At 38.6% G+C, this 21,782-nt stretch carries 27 protein-coding genes and 2 pseudogenes; 25 read left to right on the forward strand and 4 right to left on the reverse strand.

The features are described 5' to 3' along the window. Positions 1 to 4 precede the first annotated feature (4 nt). The 20 genes and pseudogenes from CRO04_RS09155 to CRO04_RS09250 all read left to right on the forward strand — a co-directional run bounded on the left by CRO04_RS09155 (position 5) and on the right by CRO04_RS09250 (position 17,482). Complete coding sequence (locus CRO04_RS09155; protein ID WP_097003940.1) at positions 5 to 1,078, forward strand: acyltransferase family protein; 1,074 nt, start codon at positions 5 to 7, stop codon at positions 1,076 to 1,078. A gap of 130 nt (positions 1,079 to 1,208) precedes the next feature. Continuing rightward, positions 1,209 to 1,349 (forward strand): XkdX family protein, encoded by a 141-nt coding sequence (locus tag CRO04_RS09160; protein WP_097003941.1) that lies wholly within the window; start codon positions 1,209 to 1,211, stop codon positions 1,347 to 1,349. A gap of 11 nt (positions 1,350 to 1,360) precedes the next feature. Further along, positions 1,361 to 1,780, forward strand: a complete 420-nt coding sequence (locus CRO04_RS09165; RefSeq protein WP_097004063.1) for a phage holin family protein — start codon at positions 1,361 to 1,363, stop codon at positions 1,778 to 1,780. A gap of 90 nt (positions 1,781 to 1,870) precedes the next feature. Next, positions 1,871 to 2,656, forward strand: coding sequence for a M15 family metallopeptidase (locus CRO04_RS09170; RefSeq protein WP_097003942.1), 786 nt, complete (start codon positions 1,871 to 1,873; stop codon positions 2,654 to 2,656). A 237-nt stretch (positions 2,657 to 2,893) separates the two neighbouring features. Then, positions 2,894 to 3,901 carry a LamG domain-containing protein gene (locus CRO04_RS09175; RefSeq protein WP_097003943.1) on the forward strand — a complete coding sequence of 336 codons (1,008 nt, stop codon included), beginning with the start codon at positions 2,894 to 2,896 and terminating at the stop codon, positions 3,899 to 3,901. Between the two features lie 322 nt (positions 3,902 to 4,223). After that, on the forward strand, positions 4,224 to 5,003 hold the full coding sequence (locus tag CRO04_RS09180) for a hypothetical protein (protein ID WP_097003944.1): 780 nt from the start codon (positions 4,224 to 4,226) through the stop codon (positions 5,001 to 5,003). After that, entirely contained in the window at positions 5,000 to 5,812 is an 813-nt protein-coding gene (locus CRO04_RS09185; RefSeq protein WP_097003945.1) for a phosphoribosyltransferase, read from the forward strand. Before CRO04_RS09180 ends, CRO04_RS09185 begins: the two co-directional genes overlap by 4 nt. A 26-nt stretch (positions 5,813 to 5,838) precedes the next feature. Further along, positions 5,839 to 6,270 (forward strand): annotated as a pseudogene (locus tag CRO04_RS09190) (manganese catalase family protein); the annotation flags it as partial. Positions 6,271 to 6,419: 149 nt separating this feature from the next. Continuing rightward, a complete protein-coding gene (locus CRO04_RS09195; protein ID WP_097003946.1) occupies positions 6,420 to 6,629 on the forward strand; it encodes a helix-turn-helix transcriptional regulator in 210 nt (69 codons plus the stop codon). Next, complete coding sequence (locus CRO04_RS09200) at positions 6,622 to 7,113, forward strand: DUF6773 family protein (RefSeq protein WP_097003947.1); 492 nt, start codon at positions 6,622 to 6,624, stop codon at positions 7,111 to 7,113. Before CRO04_RS09195 ends, CRO04_RS09200 begins: the two co-directional genes overlap by 8 nt. A 224-nt stretch (positions 7,114 to 7,337) precedes the next feature. Then, complete coding sequence (locus tag CRO04_RS09205; RefSeq protein ID WP_097003948.1) at positions 7,338 to 7,868, forward strand: GNAT family N-acetyltransferase; 531 nt, start codon at positions 7,338 to 7,340, stop codon at positions 7,866 to 7,868. A 166-nt stretch (positions 7,869 to 8,034) separates the two neighbouring features. Next, on the forward strand, positions 8,035 to 10,056 hold the full coding sequence (locus tag CRO04_RS09210) for a cell division protein FtsA (protein WP_097003949.1): 2,022 nt from the start codon (positions 8,035 to 8,037) through the stop codon (positions 10,054 to 10,056). A gap of 16 nt (positions 10,057 to 10,072) precedes the next feature. Continuing rightward, positions 10,073 to 12,142: a ribonucleoside triphosphate reductase gene (locus tag CRO04_RS09215; protein WP_097004064.1), complete on the forward strand. Its 2,070-nt coding sequence runs from the start codon at positions 10,073 to 10,075 to the stop codon at positions 12,140 to 12,142. Between the two features lie 80 nt (positions 12,143 to 12,222). Then, complete coding sequence (locus CRO04_RS09220; RefSeq protein WP_097003950.1) at positions 12,223 to 12,504, forward strand: hypothetical protein; 282 nt, start codon at positions 12,223 to 12,225, stop codon at positions 12,502 to 12,504. A 257-nt stretch (positions 12,505 to 12,761) separates the two neighbouring features. Next, positions 12,762 to 13,568, forward strand: coding sequence for a gluconate 5-dehydrogenase (locus CRO04_RS09225; RefSeq protein WP_097003951.1), 807 nt, complete (start codon positions 12,762 to 12,764; stop codon positions 13,566 to 13,568). Between the two features lie 117 nt (positions 13,569 to 13,685). Next, a complete protein-coding gene (locus tag CRO04_RS09230; protein WP_097004065.1) occupies positions 13,686 to 14,390 on the forward strand; it encodes a GntR family transcriptional regulator in 705 nt (234 codons plus the stop codon). After that, complete coding sequence (locus CRO04_RS09235) at positions 14,390 to 15,184, forward strand: DUF7402 domain-containing protein (protein WP_097003952.1); 795 nt, start codon at positions 14,390 to 14,392, stop codon at positions 15,182 to 15,184. The genes CRO04_RS09230 and CRO04_RS09235 overlap by 1 nt, the downstream gene beginning before the upstream one ends. Positions 15,185 to 15,267: 83 nt before the next feature. Beyond that, the gene (locus CRO04_RS09240) at positions 15,268 to 16,203 is read left to right on the forward strand and encodes a type I phosphomannose isomerase catalytic subunit (protein WP_097003953.1); all 936 of its coding nucleotides are present in this window, start codon (positions 15,268 to 15,270) and stop codon (positions 16,201 to 16,203) included. 16 nt (positions 16,204 to 16,219) lie between these two features. Then, the gene (locus CRO04_RS09245; RefSeq protein ID WP_097003954.1) at positions 16,220 to 17,104 is read left to right on the forward strand and encodes an ROK family protein; all 885 of its coding nucleotides are present in this window, start codon (positions 16,220 to 16,222) and stop codon (positions 17,102 to 17,104) included. A gap of 99 nt (positions 17,105 to 17,203) precedes the next feature. Then, entirely contained in the window at positions 17,204 to 17,482 is a 279-nt protein-coding gene (locus tag CRO04_RS09250) for a hypothetical protein (RefSeq protein WP_097003955.1), read from the forward strand. Positions 17,483 to 17,595: 113 nt separating this feature from the next. Here the strand turns inward: CRO04_RS09250 and CRO04_RS26180 are convergent, their stop codons facing one another. Continuing rightward, entirely contained in the window at positions 17,596 to 17,742 is a 147-nt protein-coding gene (locus tag CRO04_RS26180; RefSeq protein ID WP_166432513.1) for a hypothetical protein, read from the reverse strand. Positions 17,743 to 17,850: 108 nt separating this feature from the next. Between CRO04_RS26180 and CRO04_RS26185 the strand changes: the two genes are divergently transcribed. After that, positions 17,851 to 17,988 (forward strand): hypothetical protein, encoded by a 138-nt coding sequence (locus tag CRO04_RS26185; protein ID WP_166432514.1) that lies wholly within the window; start codon positions 17,851 to 17,853, stop codon positions 17,986 to 17,988. Positions 17,989 to 18,317: 329 nt separating this feature from the next. Further along, positions 18,318 to 18,536, forward strand: coding sequence for a hypothetical protein (locus CRO04_RS25985; RefSeq protein WP_141400965.1), 219 nt, complete (start codon positions 18,318 to 18,320; stop codon positions 18,534 to 18,536). A 182-nt stretch (positions 18,537 to 18,718) separates the two neighbouring features. On the opposite strand, the gene CRO04_RS09255 is transcribed toward CRO04_RS25985, so the two are convergent. Both CRO04_RS09255 and CRO04_RS09260 read right to left on the reverse strand, forming a co-directional pair. Then, positions 18,719 to 18,919 carry a cold-shock protein gene (locus CRO04_RS09255; protein ID WP_097003956.1) on the reverse strand — a complete coding sequence of 67 codons (201 nt, stop codon included), beginning with the start codon at positions 18,917 to 18,919 and terminating at the stop codon, positions 18,719 to 18,721. A gap of 174 nt (positions 18,920 to 19,093) precedes the next feature. Continuing rightward, positions 19,094 to 19,702: a TetR/AcrR family transcriptional regulator gene (locus tag CRO04_RS09260; protein WP_097003957.1), complete on the reverse strand. Its 609-nt coding sequence runs from the start codon at positions 19,700 to 19,702 to the stop codon at positions 19,094 to 19,096. 200 nt (positions 19,703 to 19,902) lie between these two features. Here CRO04_RS09260 and CRO04_RS09265 point away from each other — a divergent pair, with 200 nt between their 5' ends. Beyond that, the gene (locus tag CRO04_RS09265; RefSeq protein WP_097003958.1) at positions 19,903 to 20,100 is read left to right on the forward strand and encodes a hypothetical protein; all 198 of its coding nucleotides are present in this window, start codon (positions 19,903 to 19,905) and stop codon (positions 20,098 to 20,100) included. A 31-nt stretch (positions 20,101 to 20,131) separates the two neighbouring features. Further along, complete coding sequence (locus CRO04_RS09270; protein ID WP_097003959.1) at positions 20,132 to 20,689, forward strand: hypothetical protein; 558 nt, start codon at positions 20,132 to 20,134, stop codon at positions 20,687 to 20,689. A 71-nt stretch (positions 20,690 to 20,760) separates the two neighbouring features. Here the strand turns inward: CRO04_RS09270 and CRO04_RS09275 are convergent, their stop codons facing one another. Further along, positions 20,761 to 21,087: a hypothetical protein gene (locus CRO04_RS09275; protein ID WP_097003960.1), complete on the reverse strand. Its 327-nt coding sequence runs from the start codon at positions 21,085 to 21,087 to the stop codon at positions 20,761 to 20,763. A gap of 123 nt (positions 21,088 to 21,210) precedes the next feature. Between CRO04_RS09275 and CRO04_RS09280 the strand changes: the two are divergent. Continuing rightward, a pseudogene (locus CRO04_RS09280) lies at positions 21,211 to 21,519 on the forward strand (HIT family protein); the annotation flags it as partial. Between the last annotated feature and the right edge of the window lie 263 nt (positions 21,520 to 21,782).

Here is a 21,782-nt window from a genome sequence, read left to right on the forward strand (position 1 = left end):
GTATATGTATTACATTGATAAACAACAATCTGAGAGAATTCAGATTATAAAAGTTATTTGCACAATTATGGTGATATTCATTCATTCTAATTCATCGACAGCATCTTTTGGTAATACTAGCATTACAAGCGATTTTTCATATTGGCAACAGATTATACGTTATATAATATCAGAATGTTTTTCGCGAATTGCTGTACCCTGTTTCTTTATTGTATCAAGTATTTTATTACATTCAAAAACATTTACATGGGCAAGTAATATAAATAAAAAAGTTAAAACTTTATTATTACCATATTTTATTTTTATTTCATTATACATAGTTATATTTTACATAGCGCAAAGCATACCATTTACGTCGAAATACTTTTCAAATGGAGATAATGTTATAAGTGCCTGGGGTGTTATTGACTGGATTGATGCTTATGTTGGAAAAATTAATAGAGATATGCCTTTTAATGTGGCACTATGGTTTGTAAGAGATTTATTTATTTTAAATTTTTTGTCAATACCAATTCAGAAAGTTGTAAATAAGTTTCCAAAGCTTTTTTTCCTTTTCGTGGCATTAATTTGGATATATAACTGGTCTACACCTATTGTCAGTAATCAAGCAATTGTTTTTTGGGTATTAGGAATATTGATTGTAAAATATAATTATAAAATTGATAAATTTGATAATTATAATTGGCTTGTGATTATTACTCTTACCTTATTTTTTTTAGTAATGGATTGTGTATATAGATCAACAATGATACATCAAATTTCTATCATTCTTTACATGATTATAGTTGTTAAAATATCAAAAAAATTAGCCATTGGGAAATTAAATAAAAAAATCTTAATTATGTCCCAATATAATTTTTTTATATATGCATTTCATTTCGTTGTTTTGTTGACTATTGTAAAATTCTGTGGACATTATTTACCACAATATCCTTTAGTAGTCTTATTAGAATATGTTATATCACCTATTGTTACATTACTATTATGCGTTATCATAGCAAAAATTCTTATACACTTCACACCCAGGTTATATAGTATAATTACTGGTAGTAGATTGATATGGAGCAGCTCGATTTGAGTATGCTCCGTTTTTATAATTTCAAATATTTTTATAATTAATAGAGAAGTTATGTCTGACAAAAAAATAACTCCTAGTGCCTAATTAAAATATGTATTAATGATTGCAGGAGTAGAAACGGAGGTAGACAATGAGTAAAAACTTTGAAAAAGTAAAGCGGTTTTATGATGCAGGTCTGTGGCCAGAAAAATGGGTAATAAATGCAGTGAACCGCTGGATCACAGCGGCTGAGTACCAGGAGATCACCGGAAAAGAATATGAGAAAGAGTGAGGATAATGAAAATGAAAAATACAATATGTACAGTAGCTGGAGTAGTGGGAAGTTTTATAGCGTCTTTGTTTGGGGGCTGGGATACCGGAATAGGTACCCTGGTCCTTTTTATGTCGATTGATTTTCTTTCAGGACTGGCAGTTGCCGGGATATTTAAAAAGAGCACCAAAACGGAAACCGGGGCGTTGGAATCAAAAGCTGGTTTTAAAGGCCTGTGCCGTAAGTGCATGACACTCCTGTTTGTTCTGATCGCTTATCGCCTGGATCTGGCCATTGGAACCAGCTACATAAGGGACGCTGTAATTATCGGCTTCATGGCAAATGAGCTAATTTCCATCGTGGAGAATGCCGGGCTTATGGGTCTGCCGCTTCCTGCAGTTCTGTCCAAAGCCATTGACATTCTGACAAAGAAAGCAGAAGTAACTGAATAATTCTTGTTGCGACGTCGCAACTTTTGGGCCTGGGACAATCCTGGGCCTTAATTTATGATAAAATAAAGAAACGAAAGGACAAGTAAAATCATGAGAGATATAACATTGTGTCACCCACGCCTGCAGGCTCTGGCCGCGAAGCTGGTGGAAGAATGTAGCAAGCAGGGATTAAAGATTGCTATTGGACAGACTTACCGGACGGTAGCTGAGCAGGATGCTTTATACGCCCAGGGCAGAACAAAGCCGGGGAATAAAGTAACCAATGCACCAGGAAGTACATACAGTTCCTATCATCAGTGGGGGACTGCCTTTGATATTTACCGGAATGACGGCCAGGGAGCTTATAACGAAGCCGGGAACTTTTTCGGTAGAGTTGGAGAAATCGGTGTAAGTATTGGTCTGGAATGGGGCGGTAATTGGAAGTCACCGGTTGACAAGCCTCACTTCCAGCTTCCAGACTGGGGCAGTTCTACCAAGGGAATAAAAAAGGTATATGCAAATCCAGAGGAGTTTAAGAAGACATGGAATGCTGAAACTCCAGAAGAAAAGAAATCTGGCTGGAAAGAAGAGGACGGCGGATGGCGATTCTATAATGGCGATACAGGGGAGTGTGTGCGGAATGATTGGCACCATGATGAAAAAAAGGATATCTGGTACTGGTTTAATGGAGCCGGAATGATGATTACTAATACCTGGTATAAATACAAAGGGGACTGGTACTATCTCAATGCTGATGGTGTTATGTGTCGGTCACAGCTGGTTGATGATTCTGGAAAGATCTATGCTGTGGACGCTGACGGAAAGATGGTAACGGAGCCAGTGAAGCTCACACCGGATCAGGACGGGGCGCTGCAATATCCAGGATTAGTGAAATAGTGCTAAATTTGTTTGGTAAGGTTACCGATTGTACAGATTGAAACAAGGTGATAATATACAAGCATTCTAAATCATAAATGAAAAAGCTGAAATCCCAGAATACTATAATCGATTATATTAAAAATTTACAAGTCATTTGTTGTTATCAGATGGCTTTCTTTTCTGCAATTTTATTTACTGATTTAGAATATTTATAACAACAATAATTACAAAAGATAAATTACGGAGGTACATAGTATGAGTAAGAGAGCAGTGCTAAGATTTGCAACGAGTATTTGTTTATCAGTTAGTTTGTTGCTTTTAGGACAGATTAATGTTTTTGCTGACACAATAGATGGAGACATTAAACCTATTCATGAATATACATTCGATAATGATGATACCAAGACGGTATATGATTCAGGTACAGGCATTGTCATTAATTTTGATAGTTCAGGTTATAGCAAATTTATTTCTGGATATAACGGGATCGGACAAGCAAGACTCTTTGAAGGTAATATGGCGTTACTTTGTAGATCGAACAGCATGGTACCAAAAGGGCAAAAATCAATTAGATTTAAAATAAAAAAAGATGCTTTAACAGTATCAAGCAGTAAAACAGAACCGATTTTTACAACTCTGAATTCCCAGGGTGGATTATATATAGGTATTGGAAAATATGATAATATTACAACACCTGGCAGTCTTTATATTCGACATCAAAATAATACAGGTTCTGAAGGAAATTCAATAAATTTTGAAATGCAAACCTCAAATAGCATATGTGATGGGCAATGGCATGATATTTTATTTACTTGGGATGGCACAACAAATACAAATTCCGTCAAACTATATATAGACGATATGACAATTCCAATTGCACAAACAACAGCTAATGCGCCTGATGTCTACTCGGGCAATATTTATATCGGAGGTTATACAGATACTGTCAAAACTACATCTTTCATTGGCTGTTTAGACAATCTTCAGATTTATGATTCTGCTATAACAATAAAATCAAATACAACACAACCAACCGGTAATAAAGCCCTTCTTGTGATCACCATGGTAACTGGTGAACGGAAAGAATATGAAATGACTACAGATAAAATAAATGACTTTATTGCTTGGTATAAAAGTAAAGCAGCTTCTAGCCCCACTTATATGATTGAGAAGGATTATAATAAAGCATCGTTCACAGCTCGAAAAGATTATATTGCTTACGAACAGATTTCAAACTTTGAAGTGAACGAATACAATGAGTGATGAAATAACCCTGGGGAACCGGGGTTTTTTCTTTGTGAATTTTACTTTGCTAATTTTGTATGAACTTTATTATTGATGGAAAAGATTAATTCTTTAAACAAAGAGCCAGTCATAACTAGAGTGTGCACTGCATGTGTCTGATAAGGTTGGGGCGTAGTATATAGGTGTTTTTAAATATAGTGTAATTGTAAGTTAATAATGTTGTAAAGCAAGAATTTGTTTGATAGAATGAAGATATAAGTTTTTTATACAAAAGAAGTTACTAAATCAAAGTAATAAGTATTTTGGAAAAGGTAATTGATAATTTGATGGGGGAATACAGATGAATGATGTTAATAACATAGTATATGGCGATGAAAAACGCATTTTTATTAACACAGCGCTTGGCTGTAATTCAGGGTGTAAATATTGTTATCTTTCTAATTTAGGAGTAGGTAAGGATATTACATATTATACTGCTGAAATAGCTATAAAAAAAGTAATTAATATGTCTTGTTTTTTACAAGGTAAAGAAGGAACCATTATTTCTATAGGCTGTTATTCTGAATGCTGGGACAAAACAAACAAAACCAATACCATTAAAATTATAGAGTTCTTTGCTCGAATGGGAAATTATGTACAGTTAGCTACTAAGAAGAAAATAGAATTAAAGGATCTACTCTATATAGATTCTTTGCTTTTATTTAAGAATCAGTTGAGTATTAATATAAGCGTCCCTACCATTTCAAATGCCTTAATATTAGAACCGAATGCAGATACAATTAGTGAGCGGTTAAGTTTATTAGAATATAAAAGTAAGTTAAATAAAATATATATATCCTTATATATAAAACCTGTATTAAAAGATATAACTATAAAAGATATAACTCAATATATTGACCTAATGGAAAAATACAAAATTAGTGCTGTTATTGGAGAATTATTAGTTACAAACATGGATGAAAATAAGATAAATGAATTGGTAGGAGAAAATAGATTGAAAGAACTGCCGTGTTCAGACACTAATATTATTATGGAAAAACTGAGAGGGATAGGTAAAATATATTTTCATAGCACAGATTTTATAAATGAACAGCGGTTTTTGAAAGAGGAAAGAGTATGAATATAACAGAATTTTTAGATTTGCTTAATCAAATAGTTCTTTTAATCTTAGGTCTATCAACTATTGCAGGTATACTTGATTATGTGGGTTTTTTACCTAAATGGTTACGTGGAAAACTTAGGCTGAATCGTAATGATGATACTTTGTCTCTTCTTAGAGAGTTAGGAGTTAATATAGATCAACAAAAGAGAATGAATCAATTTATAAGTTTTCCAAGGGATTTACATCAACAATCATTAGAAGAGACCACAAATGAAGCTTTAAAAAGATATACAATTAAAAAGAACATAGCTATTGGACATAATAGATTTACAGAAGTAGACTATTATATCGATTTGATTGGGGCGACATGTGATTCAGAAATAGCAATTTATTTTGCACGCTTGTTAAGTACTTACTGGAGCATTACCTCATTTAATGGTAATGATATTAAAAACAGTGAATTTGATTTTGTGGTTTCGCCAAAAGGAGGTAGTCCAATTTTAGGCTATGAATTTGCTAAACTAATAGGAAAACAATTTATTATACATGAGGAAAAAGAAAGGTTTAGGAATCATACAGATGATTTTAGATCAAAATTTAATTGTAAATCTATTCCTGAGAAGGGTAAAGTAGCATTAATAGTAGATGATAGTACAACTGGAGGAATGATGGTTATTGAGACAATTAAGGATCTAAAAAAGTTTGGTTATAACATATATTCATGCTTTGTTGTGTTTGAGCCACAACACAAGGATGCTAGGCAAAAATTAGCGCAACAAGGAGTTCAATTAGTATCAATAGTTAAAACTCATTCTAAACGATCTTGAAATAATTATTCTATTACCGATACCTACTAAGTCCAGACGAACTGGCTCACCTAGAAATTGTAGCAACCATAATTCATCAGCTGACCAGAAACTTAACCCCAGAGCAGGTGGTTGAATCTGGTTTTGGTCCATACTACATTGACCATACCACTGGTATCTGGCCTCAGTCAGCGGGCGGAATTCCATTTAATGCATGTGAATTTCAGTCCAAAGGGGATCCGATCACTGACTTGGTAGAAGATATGGCAGCGGAACAAAAGGCCAGGAGTACTTACGACAATATTTTGCGTGTGATTACTGATCCTGAGATTTGTGATCCTATCCGGTTCTTAAGGATGCGTGAAGTTGTTCATTTCCAGAGATTCGGGGAAGCTCTTAGAATCACCCAGGATAATCTGGACAGCAAAAACTTTTATGCATTTAATCCCAGCTTTGATATCAAAACAAAATGTAAATAGGGGTAATTATTACCCAGACATAATGAAAGAGAGCACCGATTCACTATTTGTGGATCGGTGCTTTTAAAAGTGATTTAATAACATTAATGTAATATATACTTGACATTATGAAAATTATATATTAATATATGTCAGTGGAGGTGATTGCGATGGGTCGAAATATTCCAATAAAAGTTGCCCGTGCCCAACTGGATCTGACACAAAAACAGTTGGCAGAAAAAGTAGGCATCTCTCGGCAGACTATGAATGCCATAGAGCAGGGTGAATACAATCCGACGATTAAATTATGCCGGGCAATTTGCCGGGTATTGGGAAAGAGTCTTGATGAGTTGTTTTGGGAGGAGGAAAATAATGAATAAAAAAAAGAATAATTTAGATGAGATGCAGGAACAAAAATTATTAAAAATTGAACACTATGGATTCTGGCTTGCATTCTGGGGTCTGGCGGCAGTCATTATGCTGCAGGTTATCATGACCAAAGATATAAGTAAAATATCTACTGAACTAGCTGGTGAGATGCTGGTATTTTTACTCATTTCCATTTATACACTGGTGGCATGCCTGGCCAATGGAATATGGGATAGAAGGCTGAAACCAAATTCAAAAACCAATTTCTTACTCAGTCTGTTAACTGGTACCATATGCGGAATTATATATTTTGTCTCATCCTTCTATAAGTATGGAAAATTAGGCGGTGCAATTGCCACTGGAGTCTTCATGTTTGTAGAAATCTTTCTATTGTCCTTCGCAGCATTAACGTTTTGCGTCTTCATTTATAAAAAGAGAGTAAAAAAAATTGAAGCAGATGTGGATGAAACGTCTGATGATAATGAGATTAAATAAGCACGACGGCATTCAAAATTGTATTCCAATAAAATGGAGGAAGCCGGCAAGATGGGGGATCCTGCCGACTGTATGAAAAAAAGTTTTATTTAAAAGGTTAACCTCTTTACATTTACTACTATACTGTCAAAATGTGACGGGATTTTGATAGATTTGTGAAGAGTCTGTGAAACGGGACAAGGTCTGAGATTAAATACATCACTTACTTGTAGAGGAGACGAAAGATGCGGGAATATTTTATCAAAACAAAAAGAATTGGATTTTCTGTCTGGGATGCAAAAGATCTGGATCTGGCAACTGAGCTATGGGGACATAGTGAAGTCACAAAGTACATTTGTTCCAGTGGAAAGTTTTCAAAGCAGGATATTATAGACCGTCTCAATACGGAGGTCCATAATCACGTAATATATCATATCCAGTACTGGCCGGTATTTGAATTGTCAACGGGTGAACTTATTGGCTGCTGCGGAATACGCCCTTATAAAACCGAATCTCATTCCTTTGAGCTGGGATTTCATCTGCGAGAAAAATACTGGGGACAGGGGTATGCTTCAGAGGCAGCAAAAGCCGCTGTTGACTACAGCTTCCGTGTTTTAAAAGCTGAAAAGCTGTATTCAGGTCATCACCCGCAAAATAAGGCATCTGAAAAGCTGATTTCAAAATTAGGCTTTCAATTGACCGGCACGGTGTTTTATGAACCCACAGGACTGTATCATCCATTTTATGAATTGGTAAATCAGACCATTGATACCTGAAAATGTGCTTGTTTTTGGTAACAAAATAAAATTTTTACATACATAGGCCAGCAGTCATGTATCAAAAATCTATCTTTTTCAACAAAAGTTTCCTTTATTCGATTGACGGAGCCCTCTTATACTAGTAAAATAAAAGACAAATAGGAAAGAGGATGGGGCGTTATTTATGGATAACAGAAATAGCATTTTGACAGATACACTTCCGGATCAGGCTATTTTCGCTCTGGATATTGGAACCAGAAGCATCATTGGTATGGTAGGAATTCCGGATGGAGACAGAATACATATCGTTGCCATAGAGAGGGCCGAGCATACCAAGCGGGCAATGATTGACGGGCAGATTGAGGATATTGATCAGGTTGCAAAAATTGCCGGACAGGTCAAGGAAAGATTGGAAAAAAAGCTGGGCTGCAAACTGGTAAAGGTTTGTGTGGCAGCAGCAGGAAGAGCACTGAGAACAGAAAGTGTAACCTTTGAGATGGAGCTTGCCAGAGCACAAAAAATCGATGCAGAATCCGTCAGCAGACTGGAAGCAGGAGCAATCAGCGAGGCGGAAAAGCAGTTCATGAACCGGGAAGGGCGGGATAATGAACGTCAGTTTTATCTGGTTGGCTATACTGTAAGCAGATATTTTTTGGATAATTACATGATTTCCAATTTACTTGAACACCACGGAAGGGTCTTGAAGGCAGATATAATTGCAACTTTTCTTCCCACTGAGGTTGTTGAAAGCCTTTATGCAGCCATGCATAAGATCGGTCTGGAAGTGGCAAGCCTTACTTTGGAGCCAATTGCAGCTATTAATGCGGCGATACCGCAAAACATCCGCCTGTTAAATCTTGCTATGGTAGATATCGGTGCAGGTACCTCAGATATTGCTGTTTGCCGGGATGGAAGCGTAACCGGTTATACCATGGCGATACTTGCAGGAGATGAGATTACGGAATCCATTATGAAAGAATACCTGGTGGATTTTTCAACTGCGGAAAAAATCAAGTCCCAGATTGATGAAGCAGAAGAACTGAAATTTACGGATATTCTCGGATTTGAGCAGACGATTACCAGGGAAGCGGTTTTTGGCAGCATCAAAGAGGCTTCTTCCAGGCTTTGTCAGGAGATTTCTGAAAAGATTCTGGAGGTTAACGGCGGTATGCCGTCGGCAGTTTTCCTCGCAGGAGGCGGCAGCAGGCTGGCCGGACTGAAAGAAGGAATCGTGGAACATTTAAAAATTGATTCCAAGCGTGTGGCAATTGCAGGCAATAATTTTAAAATTAACGCTTATTCTGATGAATATGATCTGGAGAATCCGGAGTATGCGACCCCTTTGGGGATTGTTATTTCTGCTGGATTTAATATTGTCAATGACGGTTTTCGGGTTATTTTAAATGACCGCCCTGCAAAGCTTTTCCGCGGCGGGACCTTTACAGTTATGGATGTTTTAATGATGAACGGTTATAACTACCAGGATATGATCGGTCGTTCCGGTCAGAATCTTGTAATCAGTGTAAATGGAAAACGAACTGTTTTTTACGGAGAGAAGGCGGAACCATCTGTGCTTACACTAAATGGAGAGGAAGCACAGCTTTCTGATCAGGTAAGTGCGGAGGATTGGATTGTGTTTGTCCCTGCAAGTCACGGAAAGAGCGCCTCTGCCATGCTTTCTGATATCGAAAAACCAGGATCAGGCAAGAGGATTCTGGTTAATGGAATCGAGGCAAAGGAGGATGTTTCGTTAAAAACAGGTGATAGTATCATAATAGAAACGGTTCAGACAAAAGAAGATCTGGCAGATCAGGCTTTATTTGATAGCGCGGATGAAGAGCAGGAACTGTTAGATGAGTCCGTTTCTGTACCTCAGAATGTACCTGGAATTCTAATTCCTCCGGCTCAGATGGTATCCACAGACATAAAGCTTGATCAGCGGCATCCACAAGACTTAGTTCAATCGGAAACTGCCTTTCATAAAAGCGATGGGAAAATCACATTTTTCCTGAATGACAAGCCAATTACTCTTCCGGTGAAAGCCGACCAGCGTCCCTATTATCTGATGGATATGCTGGAATATTCCGGTCTTGATTTTAAGAATCTTACGGGACGGGTAGTATTGGAAGTAAATGGAGAAAGCGGATATTTCCAGCAGGAATTAAAAAGCAGAGACCGTATCCTGATTTATCAGGTAAACGAATAAAGGGGTGTGTATGGGCGTGTTAAATGTAGTAAAAAGGGATGGAACGGTCACTGGATTTGAATTATCAAAGATCGAGGCAGCAATTAAAAAAGCCTTTGAAGCCACCGGCAAGTATTATACTGACAGCATCGTAGAGCTTCTGGCTTTAAGAGTTGCTTCAGATTTTAAAAATAAGGTCAAAACAGAGAGCATCCCAGTGGAAGATATCCAGGACAGTGTGGAAAATGTTCTGGAGGAAACAGGTTATATAGAAGTGGCAAAGGCTTACATCCTTTACCGGAAACAAAGGGAAAAGATCAGAAACTTAGGCAGTACCACACTGGATTATAAGGACGTGGTAGACCAGTATGTGAAAGTCGAGGACTGGCATGTGAAAGAAAACTCCACGGTTACCTATTCTGTAGGCGGTCTTATCCTGAACAATTCCGGAGCAGTCACCACAAATTACTGGCTTTCGGAAATCTACGACAAGGAGATTGCAGACGCGCATAATCATGGAGAGATACATATCCATGATCTTTCCATGCTGACCGGTTATAGCTGTGGATGGTCATTAAAAAGGCTTCTTCTTGAGGGGCTGGGAGGAATCAGCGGAAAGATTACAGCTTCACCAGCGAAGCATCTGGCGACGCTGTGTAATCAGATGGTAAATTTTCTAGGTATTATGCAGAATGAATGGGCGGCATCCCAGTCATTTTCTTCTTTTGATACATATCTGGCACCCTTTGTGAGAACAGATGGATTGACCTATGATAAAGTGAAAAAATGCATGGAGGCCTTTGTATTTGGAGTCAATACTCCGAGCCGCTGGGGAACGCAGGCCCCATTTTCCCATATTTCCCTGGATTTAACAGTGCCGGAGGATATGAAATCCCAAAAGGCCATTGCAGGCGGTAAATATTTGGACTTTACCTATGGAGACTGCCAGGCGGAGATGGATATGATAAACCGTGCTTTTTTAGAGACGATGCTGGAGGGAGATGCCGGAGGAATGGGATTTCAGTATCCGATTCCCGTTTTCTCAATAACAGAAGCGTTTGACTGGTCTGATTCGGAAAGAAACCGTCTTTTATTTACACTGGCATCCCATTATGGTACTCCCTACTTTTCCAATTATGTGAATGGAAACCTCTTCCAGGGAGATGTACGGGCTTATACTTCAGACAATACCCCGGATTTAAAAAAACTGCGCAATAAGGCAGGTGGCTTTTTCGGATATGGGGAGCATACCGGTTCCATTGGAGTGGTTACTCTTAATCTCCCCAGAATTGCATATTCAGCTTCTGATGAAACAGATTTTTACCGACGCCTGGACCGGGTGGCAGATCTTGCAGCAAGGTCTCTTGATATTAAGCGGAAGGTTATTTCCAGACTCCTGGATAACGGTCTTTACCCTTATACCGTATGCTATCTGGAAAACTTCACCAATCATTTCTCATCAATTGGTATTGTAGGCATGAATGAGGCAGGTCATAATGCGTGCTGGCTGGGCGCGGGTATGGAATCGGAGAAGACCCAGGTCTTTGCAGTACAGATAATGGAACATTTAAAGGAAAAACTGGTTGGGTACCAGATGCAGTATAAAAGCCTGTTCAGTCTTGAAGCAACGCCGGCGGAATCGGCAGCATACCGGCTTGCTTTGATTGACCGGGAAGAGTTTCCGGAAATCATCACTGCAAGTAAAAATTCCACAACCCCTTATTACACCAACAGTACCAAGCTTGCGGCGGACTGGGGCGGAGGTCTTTGGGAGGCTTTGAATAATCAGAATAAGGTACAGCCGCTCTATACGGCGGGTACAGTATTTTCTGTCTATATGGAAAAGGAGGAAGATGATTACAGGAATGTCAGAGATGCATTAAAGAATATGACAGACCAGTATAAAATTCCTTATTTTACATTTACTCCAGTTTATTCTGTCTGCCAGAACTGCGGTTATCTGCCAGGAAAGCATGAGATCTGTTCCAACTGCGGGAGTCATACAGATGTTTACAGCAGAATTGCCGGTTACTACCGCCCGGTAAGTGACTGGAATGTAGGCAGGGCTGAGGAGTTTAAGAACAGAAAAATGATGACTCTGGAATAAGGATTTTTTTATTTTAACTCACAAATGAAAGCTTAGGGCATAAAATATACTACGAACTGATTAATTAGGAGTATATAAAAATGAGTTGGAATAATGGATGTAATTGCAATTGTAATTGCCCGAGCGGAAATAGTAATGCGAATAATTGTAATACCAGCTGCAACAACAAATGCAGCGATGTGAGCGATGCAACAACCGGAAACGGCAGCATGAATATGTGCTATCGTCAGGGATATGCATGTGGTTTTAAAGATGGTTATGAGACCGGTTTTCGTGATGGATTCTGGAGTGCAAACGGCTGTGGAAGAACCTATGGCGGATCCGTCATGGGAACTACAGATTCCGGATGTGGATGCAAATAATGCAGTGAACGAAAAGTTCCGATTTTCATTTAATGAAGACCGGAACTTTTTTATTTTGGGTAAATTCAGGATTTGGAAAAATATAACTAAATAAAAATAGTCTACTTTGTCTAATATGTATATTGAAAAAATATTTGCACTGTGTTAGCATAAATACAAGTCATTGGATTTGTATACAAACTTTTGCACTTGAATACAAACCAATTATCTAATGACGAAATAACTGACCAAAATAAAAGCAAAGGAGAATCAATAATATGGATAACTTTACAAAACAGTTTTCTCTTGAAGGAAAAGTTGCACTTGTAACAGGCGCTTCTTATGGCATTGGATTTGCTATTGCAAAGTCTCTTGCAGCAGCTGGCGCTACCATTGTTTTTAATGATATTAAGCAGGAATTAGTAGACAAAGGAATTGCAGCTTATAAAGAAGAGGGCATTACTGCTCATGGATATGTTTGTGATGTAACCAGTGAAGAAGGCGTGAATGCCATGGTTGCACAGATTGAAAAAGAAGTAGGCGTGATCGATATTCTGGTAAATAACGCAGGTATCATTAAGCGTATTCCAATGTGTGATATGACAGCAGAACAGTTCAGACAGGTAATTGATGTTGATTTAAATGCACCGTTTATCGTAGCAAAAGCAGTGATTCCGTCAATGATTAAAAAAGGACATGGAAAGATCATTAACATCTGTTCCATGATGTCTGAACTTGGTCGTGAGACCGTATCTGCATATGCAGCTGCAAAGGGTGGTTTAAAGATGCTGACAAAGAACATTGCTTCTGAGTACGGCGAATTCAACATCCAGTGCAATGGTATCGGACCAGGATATATTGCAACACCACAGACCGCACCTCTGCGTGAGGTTCAGGCAGACGGTTCCAGACATCCGTTTGACCAGTTCATTATTGCTAAGACACCGGCAGGACGCTGGGGCGAGGCTGAGGATCTTGCAGGTCCTGCAGTATTCCTTTCTTCTGACGCTTCCAACTTTGTCAATGGACATATTCTTTATGTTGACGGCGGTATTTTAGCATACATTGGTAAACAGCCACAGTAATTGATGCCCTTACAGGGAAGTCCCGGATGGGATAAACATGGCCATGATGCCCGCCCTTAGAAGGCGGGAGTCATGGCATCTTTTATATTTGTAAATTTAAAGGACGGAGAGGGTTCTATGGAAGGAAAGACCAAGACCTATAAAAACCGTGGCGAACTGGTATTTGAAACGTTAAAACAGGAAATTCTGGATCTGGAATTAAAGCCCGGTCAGATCATAAGCGAGAATGAGATCTGCGAGCGGTTTGGTGTATCGCGCACCCCGGTCAGAGAAGCAGTAAGAAAGCTGCAGGAACAGGGGTTTGTCATATCCGTACCTTATTCCGGTACGCAGGTCACGCTTCTTAATCTGGACACCATTAAACAGATGATTTATATGCGTGTTGCTGTGGAAACCATGGTTATGCGTGATTTTGCCAATATGGCCACTCCATTATGGATGGAAGAAGTCCGGTATTTGATTCGAAAGCAGCAGGCACTGATCCTGGAGAAAGGATTTGAACCAGAGCAGTTTTACCGCATGGATGCACAGATGCATGCTATTTGGTACCGGGCGACGGGAAAAAGAAAGCTTTGGGATATGATACAGGCACAGCAGCTGCATTATACCAGATTCCGTATGCTGGATTTTGTGACGGAAACAGATTTTACAAGAATCATAAGAGAACACACGGAGCTTTTTGAATTACTGGAAAAAAAGGATATTGAAGGTCTGGAACAATCCCTCAGAGAGCACTTGACTTACAGTATGAAGCGCATGAAGCACCAGATTGAAGTAGAGTATAAAGACTATTTTGAACAGGAAGAGCAGGAGGACGAATGATGACAAATGTATCCATAACTGTAAAGGGATACGGTGATACCATAAAGGCTTTTGCATCAGGAGAAGATCAGGCGGTTCTGGTGTATGAAGGCATCTACGAGGAAGGCGATCTTATTGTCTGCAGAACAGATCAGCCAGGTGGCCACTACGTAATCAGGATCGATGACTGTATGGATGAATCCTTTGTATATCTGACAAAGCAGGAGGTGGTTTTTGACATACCTTTTGGTGATAAAAAGGTTTCTTACAATCCCAGGGCATTTACCGGTACCAGGCATTATCTGACCATTCGAAAAGCGGAAGAGTGGGAGACATTTAAATACCGTAACCTGGCTGTTAATGTGATGGACCAGCATGGTGATACCGGCTGTTATCCACATGCATATGCAAATGTGGAAACAAGAGGTGAGGCTGTATTTGCGGCACGTAATGCCATAGACGGAGTTATTGCCAATGAATCCCATGGAGAGTGGCCATACGAGTCCTGGGGAATCAACCGTCAGGATGACGCGGAAATCACCCTGGATTTTGGACGTAGTGTGGAATTTGACCGGATCGTATTATATACACGGGCTGATTTTCCTCATGATAACTGGTGGGTGGAGGCAACTATCACATTCTCAGACGGGACGAAAGAGATTGTGAAAATGGAAAAGAGCGTAAAACCACATGTATTTGCATTGGAAAAGAAAAATATTACCTGGCTGAAACTGAGTCATTTAATAAAAGCAGATGATCCATCCCCATTCCCAGCTCTTACCCAGATCCAGGTATATGGAAAAGATTCTCTGTAACTTCAATTACCTCTTTTCCTTTTCATGATATTCATGTAAAATATAGGAAGTAAGCATACAGGGTTGACACATAAGGAGGAAGAGTGATGGAGTTTTTATTTCTGGAACCGGTTTTTAAAGAAGCCATCTGGGGCGGTAATAAGCTTCGGGAGGTATTTGGGTATGATATACCTAGCGAGACCACAGGGGAATGCTGGGCAGTTAGTGCTCATAAAAATGGGGAATGCCGGATTGCCGGCGGTATTTATGACGGAAAGCTTTTAAGCAGTTTATGGAAGGATAAACCGGAACTCTTCGGCTTATATCCGGGGGACGAATTTCCTCTTCTGGTTAAGGTCATTGATGCTAAGAATGATTTAAGCATTCAGGTACACCCCGATGACAGCTATGCGAAAATTCACGAGAAGGGTTCTCTGGGAAAGACGGAATGCTGGTATATTCTTGACTGTGAACCGGATACTGAAATCGTCATCGGTCATCATGCCAAAGACCGGGATGAGATGGAATCCATGATAAGAAACCATCAGTGGTCGGAATTTATCCGAACAATCCCCATAAAGAAGGGGGATTTCTTTCAGATTAACCCCGGCTGTGTTCACGCAATCAAAGGGGGAACTTTAATCCTTGAGACGCAACAGAGCAGTGATATCACGTATCGTGTTTATGATTATGACCGCCTGTCAGGCGGAAAACCAAGGCAGCTTCATGTGGAACAGAGTATTGCTACGATCAGAGCTCCGTTTAAGGATACTGATGTAGCGGTTGTTACAGAGAAACTATCCGGAGCTGTGCATACGCATTTAATAACCTGTAAGTACTATTCAGTTGATAAGTACGAGATTGAAGGGGTGTTTACGAAAGAATTTTCCAGATATTTTACCAATGTCAGTGTAATAAGCGGTAAAGGCTGCATCAATGGAATTCCATTGGAAGCTGGTCAGAATTTTATTATACCGGCTAAGAGCGGAGAGTGCAGATTTGAGGGAACGATGTCCGTTATTTGTTCCAATCCGGAATAAAGCAGGAGGAGAAGTTATGAGACTGGGTGCATTAGAAGCAGGAGGCACAAAGATGGTTTGTGCTATTGGCAATGAGAACGGCGAGATATTTGAACGTATTTCCATACCAACGGAAACACCTGAGATTACCATGCCCAAGCTGATTGCCTATTTTTTGGATAAGGAAATTGAAGCACTGGGAATTGGCTGCTTCGGTCCTGTTGATCTTAACAGAAATTCAGAAACGTATGGCTATATCACCACAACGCCAAAACTTGCGTGGCTGAATTACAATATTGTGGGTGCGTTTAAAGAGGCTTTGAAGGTGCCGGTGGGATTTGATACCGATGTCAATGGTTCTGCCCTCGGTGAAGCTACCTGGGGGAGCACAAAGGGACTTGAGAACAGTATGTATATCACCATCGGAACAGGAGTGGGAGCAGGTATTATAAGCAATGGAAAGCTGCTTCACGGTATGCTTCACCCGGAAGGCGGACATCTTCTTCTTTCCAGGCACCCGGAGGATGCCTTTGAGGGGACATGTCCATATCACAAAAACTGTCTGGAAGGAATGGCAGCAGGACCTGCCATTGAGGCAAGATGGGGAATGAAGGGAGCACAGCTGGCAGACAGAAAAGAAGTATGGGAGCTGGAGGCTTACTATATCGCTCAGGCACTTGTGGATTATATCATGGTATTGTCTCCCCAGCGTATTATTCTTGGAGGCGGTGTCATGCACCAGGAGCATTTGATGCCTTTGGTAAGAGAAGAAGTAGCACGTCAGCTGGGCGGTTATATCAAGACGAAAGAACTTGAAGATATGGAGCATTATATTGTTTTACCGAGCCTGAATGACTACCAGGGAATTATGGGCGCACTGAAACTTGCAGACGAAGAATACAAACTGGAAAACATAGGGTAATTGCCAATTTTCTCCTAGTGTAATTCCAATTTATGTATGTTATGATACATTTTGTAAAAGAAATGTAACAATTATGTAACATATAAGGAGGATATTACCATGAGAAAATTACCAGCATTTGTTTTAGCAGCAGCAACTGTATTGACCGTAGCAGGTGTCCCAATGACAGCACAGGCAGCAACCTGTTCCAGATCATTACCGAACTCTTATTCATCTAACTGCTATGGTCAGTCTTTAAACAGTCTGTTAAGCCAGTATGGATGCAACAGCAAAAACAGGTCTAACTGCAGCAATAGCGGTCAGAAAGGCGCAACTTACAATTCCAGAAGCAACTGTAATTTCGGTCAGTTTTCTTCTTATTTCAGAAACTGCAGATAATTGAAATTAATTTTTTTATGGGTCGTACCTCAGGGTGCGGCCCTTAATTTTTGTTTCTCTCTTATACTGTAACAACCACAGGTCTATGCGGCCTGTGGCTGTCAGTGAAGGGATCAGCTCCCTTCATCTACGATTTCCTCCAGAACGCGGATGAGATCGTAAATGGTATTAATCTGCACATTTCGTTCCAGGATCTGATTTTTTAAATCAATGGAGAGCGTTTCAAATTTTGCCTGGACTGCAGGAGCTATATATGACATTTTTATCACCTCATAATTAGAATGTACCAGGTAGAATTAATTATGCATTTTAATCAAAACTGTATAAAAAACAAACGCTGCAGACATATTAAAGGTGAGGTGATATAAATGTCAAAGGATAATACAAGGAAAACCAGTTCTGTAAATCATAAACCGGAAGAAAAAGGGAAAATTGAGAATCAGAATCAGACCCATAATTCCCGCAGGGAAGGTATGGGACCGAATACCAAAAGAAGACCAGAATAATAAAAAGGGCGAAAACCAGGATGCGTTGGTCTTCGCCCTGCTGAGGTTTCATACTTATGATCGGGCAGTTTACAGAACTCATTATCAACAGGAAATACAATATCTGACAGCGCGAAAAAATGAGTTGTTTTACATTGGTAAGGCGGTTATGCGGCAGCTTGCGCTCGTATTTGATATCTCCATTATTGATTTGATATCTTGTTCTGTAATAGTAATATATGCATGTTCTTATATTGTGTGAACAAGCTGGACATGTCTCATCTACTTCATTCACATCTTGTCTTTACCCACCATATAATACATTATAATTTGAAAAGGGGGTAGTAACTATGGGATGCTTTTGGGGTTGTGGAAATGGCTGCAACAGCAATTGTAATAATAACTGTAATTGCAACGGCAACGGCAATGATGATGACTGCTCAGAGGAAGTAAGGAGAGCTTACTGGGCTGGATACAGAGCAGGATGTAATGATCCTCGGTGCCATCATCATCATCATGACTGTGATTATGATGGTTATGATGGTTATGATGATTGTGGTTGTGACTAATGCATTTTGGCGGGTATCCGATTTGTTTCGGGCCCGCCATTTTTAATAATCTGTATAATTAATTTACGAATAAATAGTTTGAGCCAGCAGAGAATATGAAATAAACCCTGCTGGCTTAGCTGTAACAAATAAAAATATCTCTGACTTTTTAAAATACAGATGGTTGTTATATCTGTATGAAATTAAGCGACGTGAACATTAACAGCCTGAAGGCCGCGGTTGCCATCGATTGTTTCGAAAACAACAGACTGTCCGTCCTCTAAAGACTTAAAACCTTCCATAGCAAGACCGGAGAAATGAACGAAAATATCGTTGCCTTCTTCATCACAGATGAAACCAAAACCCTTTTGTGCGTTAAACCATTTTACTGTACCTTTTTTCATGAAAAGATACCTCCTTAAATAATTATTCTGTATTTTGCTTAAAACTAAAAATCGCATATACTTGTAAATCATCAATAGAATAATGACTTACAAATATATGCGAAATCAAAACTTTATTAAAATACTTACTTAGTATAGCACACAATATATGAATAGTCAATAAAAAATTTGTGATTACTTTGGAGTCAGTCCATGCCGCATAAATAATACATATTTTTCAAGTATATCTGTAATATCCTGTAAATCGTGATCCATGTCCTGAAAAAATATAGATTCAAATTCCAAAAATAAGTGATGCATTAATTTGACTGTAAAATTAATAGGATATTGGTTGTTGATTTCTCCTTTTTGGTAAGCGTTTTTTATCATCTCATCCAGGACATCCGGATCAGACGATTTAATATGCTTTAATGCCGTCCCAAAAATGGGGGTCCCTTTTTCTTTCAGAAACATCCGCCCTAATTTATAATACTGTGGATACTCTTTGGCGAATCTCACGCTTGCTTTTGCCTGAGAGATAAATCTGTCAAAAATATCCTGAGTATGATAGTCCACGTTATCTGTATGTGACTTTATATACTGCCACTTTTTTATAAAAGCATCCTCTAGAAGAGCGAGATAAAGCGATTCCTTGTTTGGATAATGATAGTAGAATACACCTTTACTGAGATTTGCATGTTTAATAATAGTATTTAAAGAAGCTTTTTCATAATCTTTATCTGTAAACTCTTCAAGTGCAGCAGACATCAGCTGATCTTTGCGTTCAAATGTCTTCGGATTCATTGCTACCTCCAATAATATAAATAAGTGATTAGATTATATCACAGAATAAATGAAATAACAGGCATATTTATGGTATATGTTCTACAATATAATTTTCGTATAGAGCAATCGTAGTTGACAGAGCGATTGCTAAGTGTTATATTTAACTTATAGACCACGTGGTCTATAAAGCCTGTACAATCATTTTGCGAGGTGATTTTATGGAGAAAATATGTTTTATTACTGGAGGAAATGCCGGAATAGGCAGAGAAGCAGCCATACTTTCATTGGTGCTTGTTAAATTACTGAAGAAGGTACCTGTAATTGGTACAATTTTTGGAAAAGCCTGTGAACCAGCGTATCGTAAGGCACTGATTGTCGTGACATTAATCATGGTATTTCTCTTATTGTATCTGTAGATGGAATAAATATGAAAGGAACGGTGAAATAATGAAGAATTTAGATAAAAACACAGCGTTACTATTTGCAGTATTATCTGCAGCCTTTGTATTCCTGATGGCAACCGATTCAGTTTTCTTTGAATGGGCGTTTTCAAGACACCAAAATATATTGAGCTGGTATATACGGCCTATCTTTATGATTCCGTTATGCTATTTTGCTTTTATAAGAAATGCAACCGGAATAAGTGCTACGATCTTTTTATTGTTAACCAGTATGTTCTGGTTTCCCAGACCTGGTGCGATTGATCCGAAAGTTGGAGAGTTTCTGGCAATGGAGCGGGAATATCTTACACAGAACTGGACGGCTGCAAAAATTATAGTTACCAGCATCGTACCTGTTTCAATGGGATTGTTAATATGGGGTTTATGGAAGCGCAATATAAAAGCTGGTATCGGTGTGCTGACCGGAATTGCCTTTGGCAAGATAATATGGAGTGTCGCGGAAGGCGGAGCATCTGGAGCGAAGGTTATTATTCCTGCATTAGCAGGTCTTGCCATATGCTTAGTGGCGGTAATATGGTGGTACAAAAAGAGACATATTGAATAAAGGAAAAACAATTATGCATGTATCATACTGTAAAAGACGGTGTCAGGACAAAGGTCCCGGCACCGTCTTACCTAATTCATCTGTTTCCAATATTTCGATAGAAAAGCAAATGTAATGATAGGATTAATAAAACCGGATAACGCCAAAATAATACCCACATGATGTATTGCTACATTCAGAATCATGGTAATTATTATACAAACTACAATGGCATAAAAAGCAATCTTTCTTTTTTTTACCAACAAAAGAATATAAGCCACAATAACAAAGGCTCCTACAACAGCCAAATCAAAAAAACCTGCTGCACAATTAACAATTAAAGTAAATACACTTAAAATTATACAAATGATGCTCCAGATTTTAATACCTTTACCAAATACTAATGTTTCTTCGTTCATATCATTCCCTCACATTTCTATTAGTTCTACTTATGTATAATCGTCTTTATCGATAAATTCTTAAGGTTTTATAATATAATTGTATAATAAAAATAAAAACACCGGGAAACAGAGCATGGTCCTGAGTTGTACGATTTAGAGCGAAACTTTAAGGTAAAGCATCTTGAAGAGATGGCAATGGTTGCAGAAGCAGTCAATAATATTTTTAAACCGGATAAAATGAATTATGAATTACTTGGAAACAGTTGCCCTCACATTCATTGGCATTTATATCCAAGAAAAAAAGGTGACACTCCAATAGTAAGCTCGGTATATCAACTCCCTATTTCAGTTTTATTTGATGAACGTACACGACCTTCTAATGAAGAAAAAGAAGAATTAAAACAAATAATTAAAAGTGAAATAGAACTATTACTCGCCAAGCAAGCATAATAAGGAGTTGAAAAATTGAATATATAACGAATACTACTAACTATCAGTATTGAGCTGGTAGTTTTTTATTGCCCAAAAGAGAGGAGCTTAACAAATTGAAATCATTATTACATTATCCCGGAAGCAAAAGAAGAATCGCCTACTGAATAATTGAGAATATGCCAGAGCACAACAGCTATCTGGATCCGTACTTTGGCGGAGGTGGAGAGAGATGGAAAAGACAAAGTTTAGTAATGTACGGAATGGTTAGTGTAGCAAACGTA

It is taken from the genome of Lacrimispora amygdalina (assembly GCF_900205965.1).
In the GTDB taxonomy this organism is placed as follows: Bacteria; Bacillota; Clostridia; order Lachnospirales; family Lachnospiraceae; genus Lacrimispora; species Lacrimispora amygdalina_A.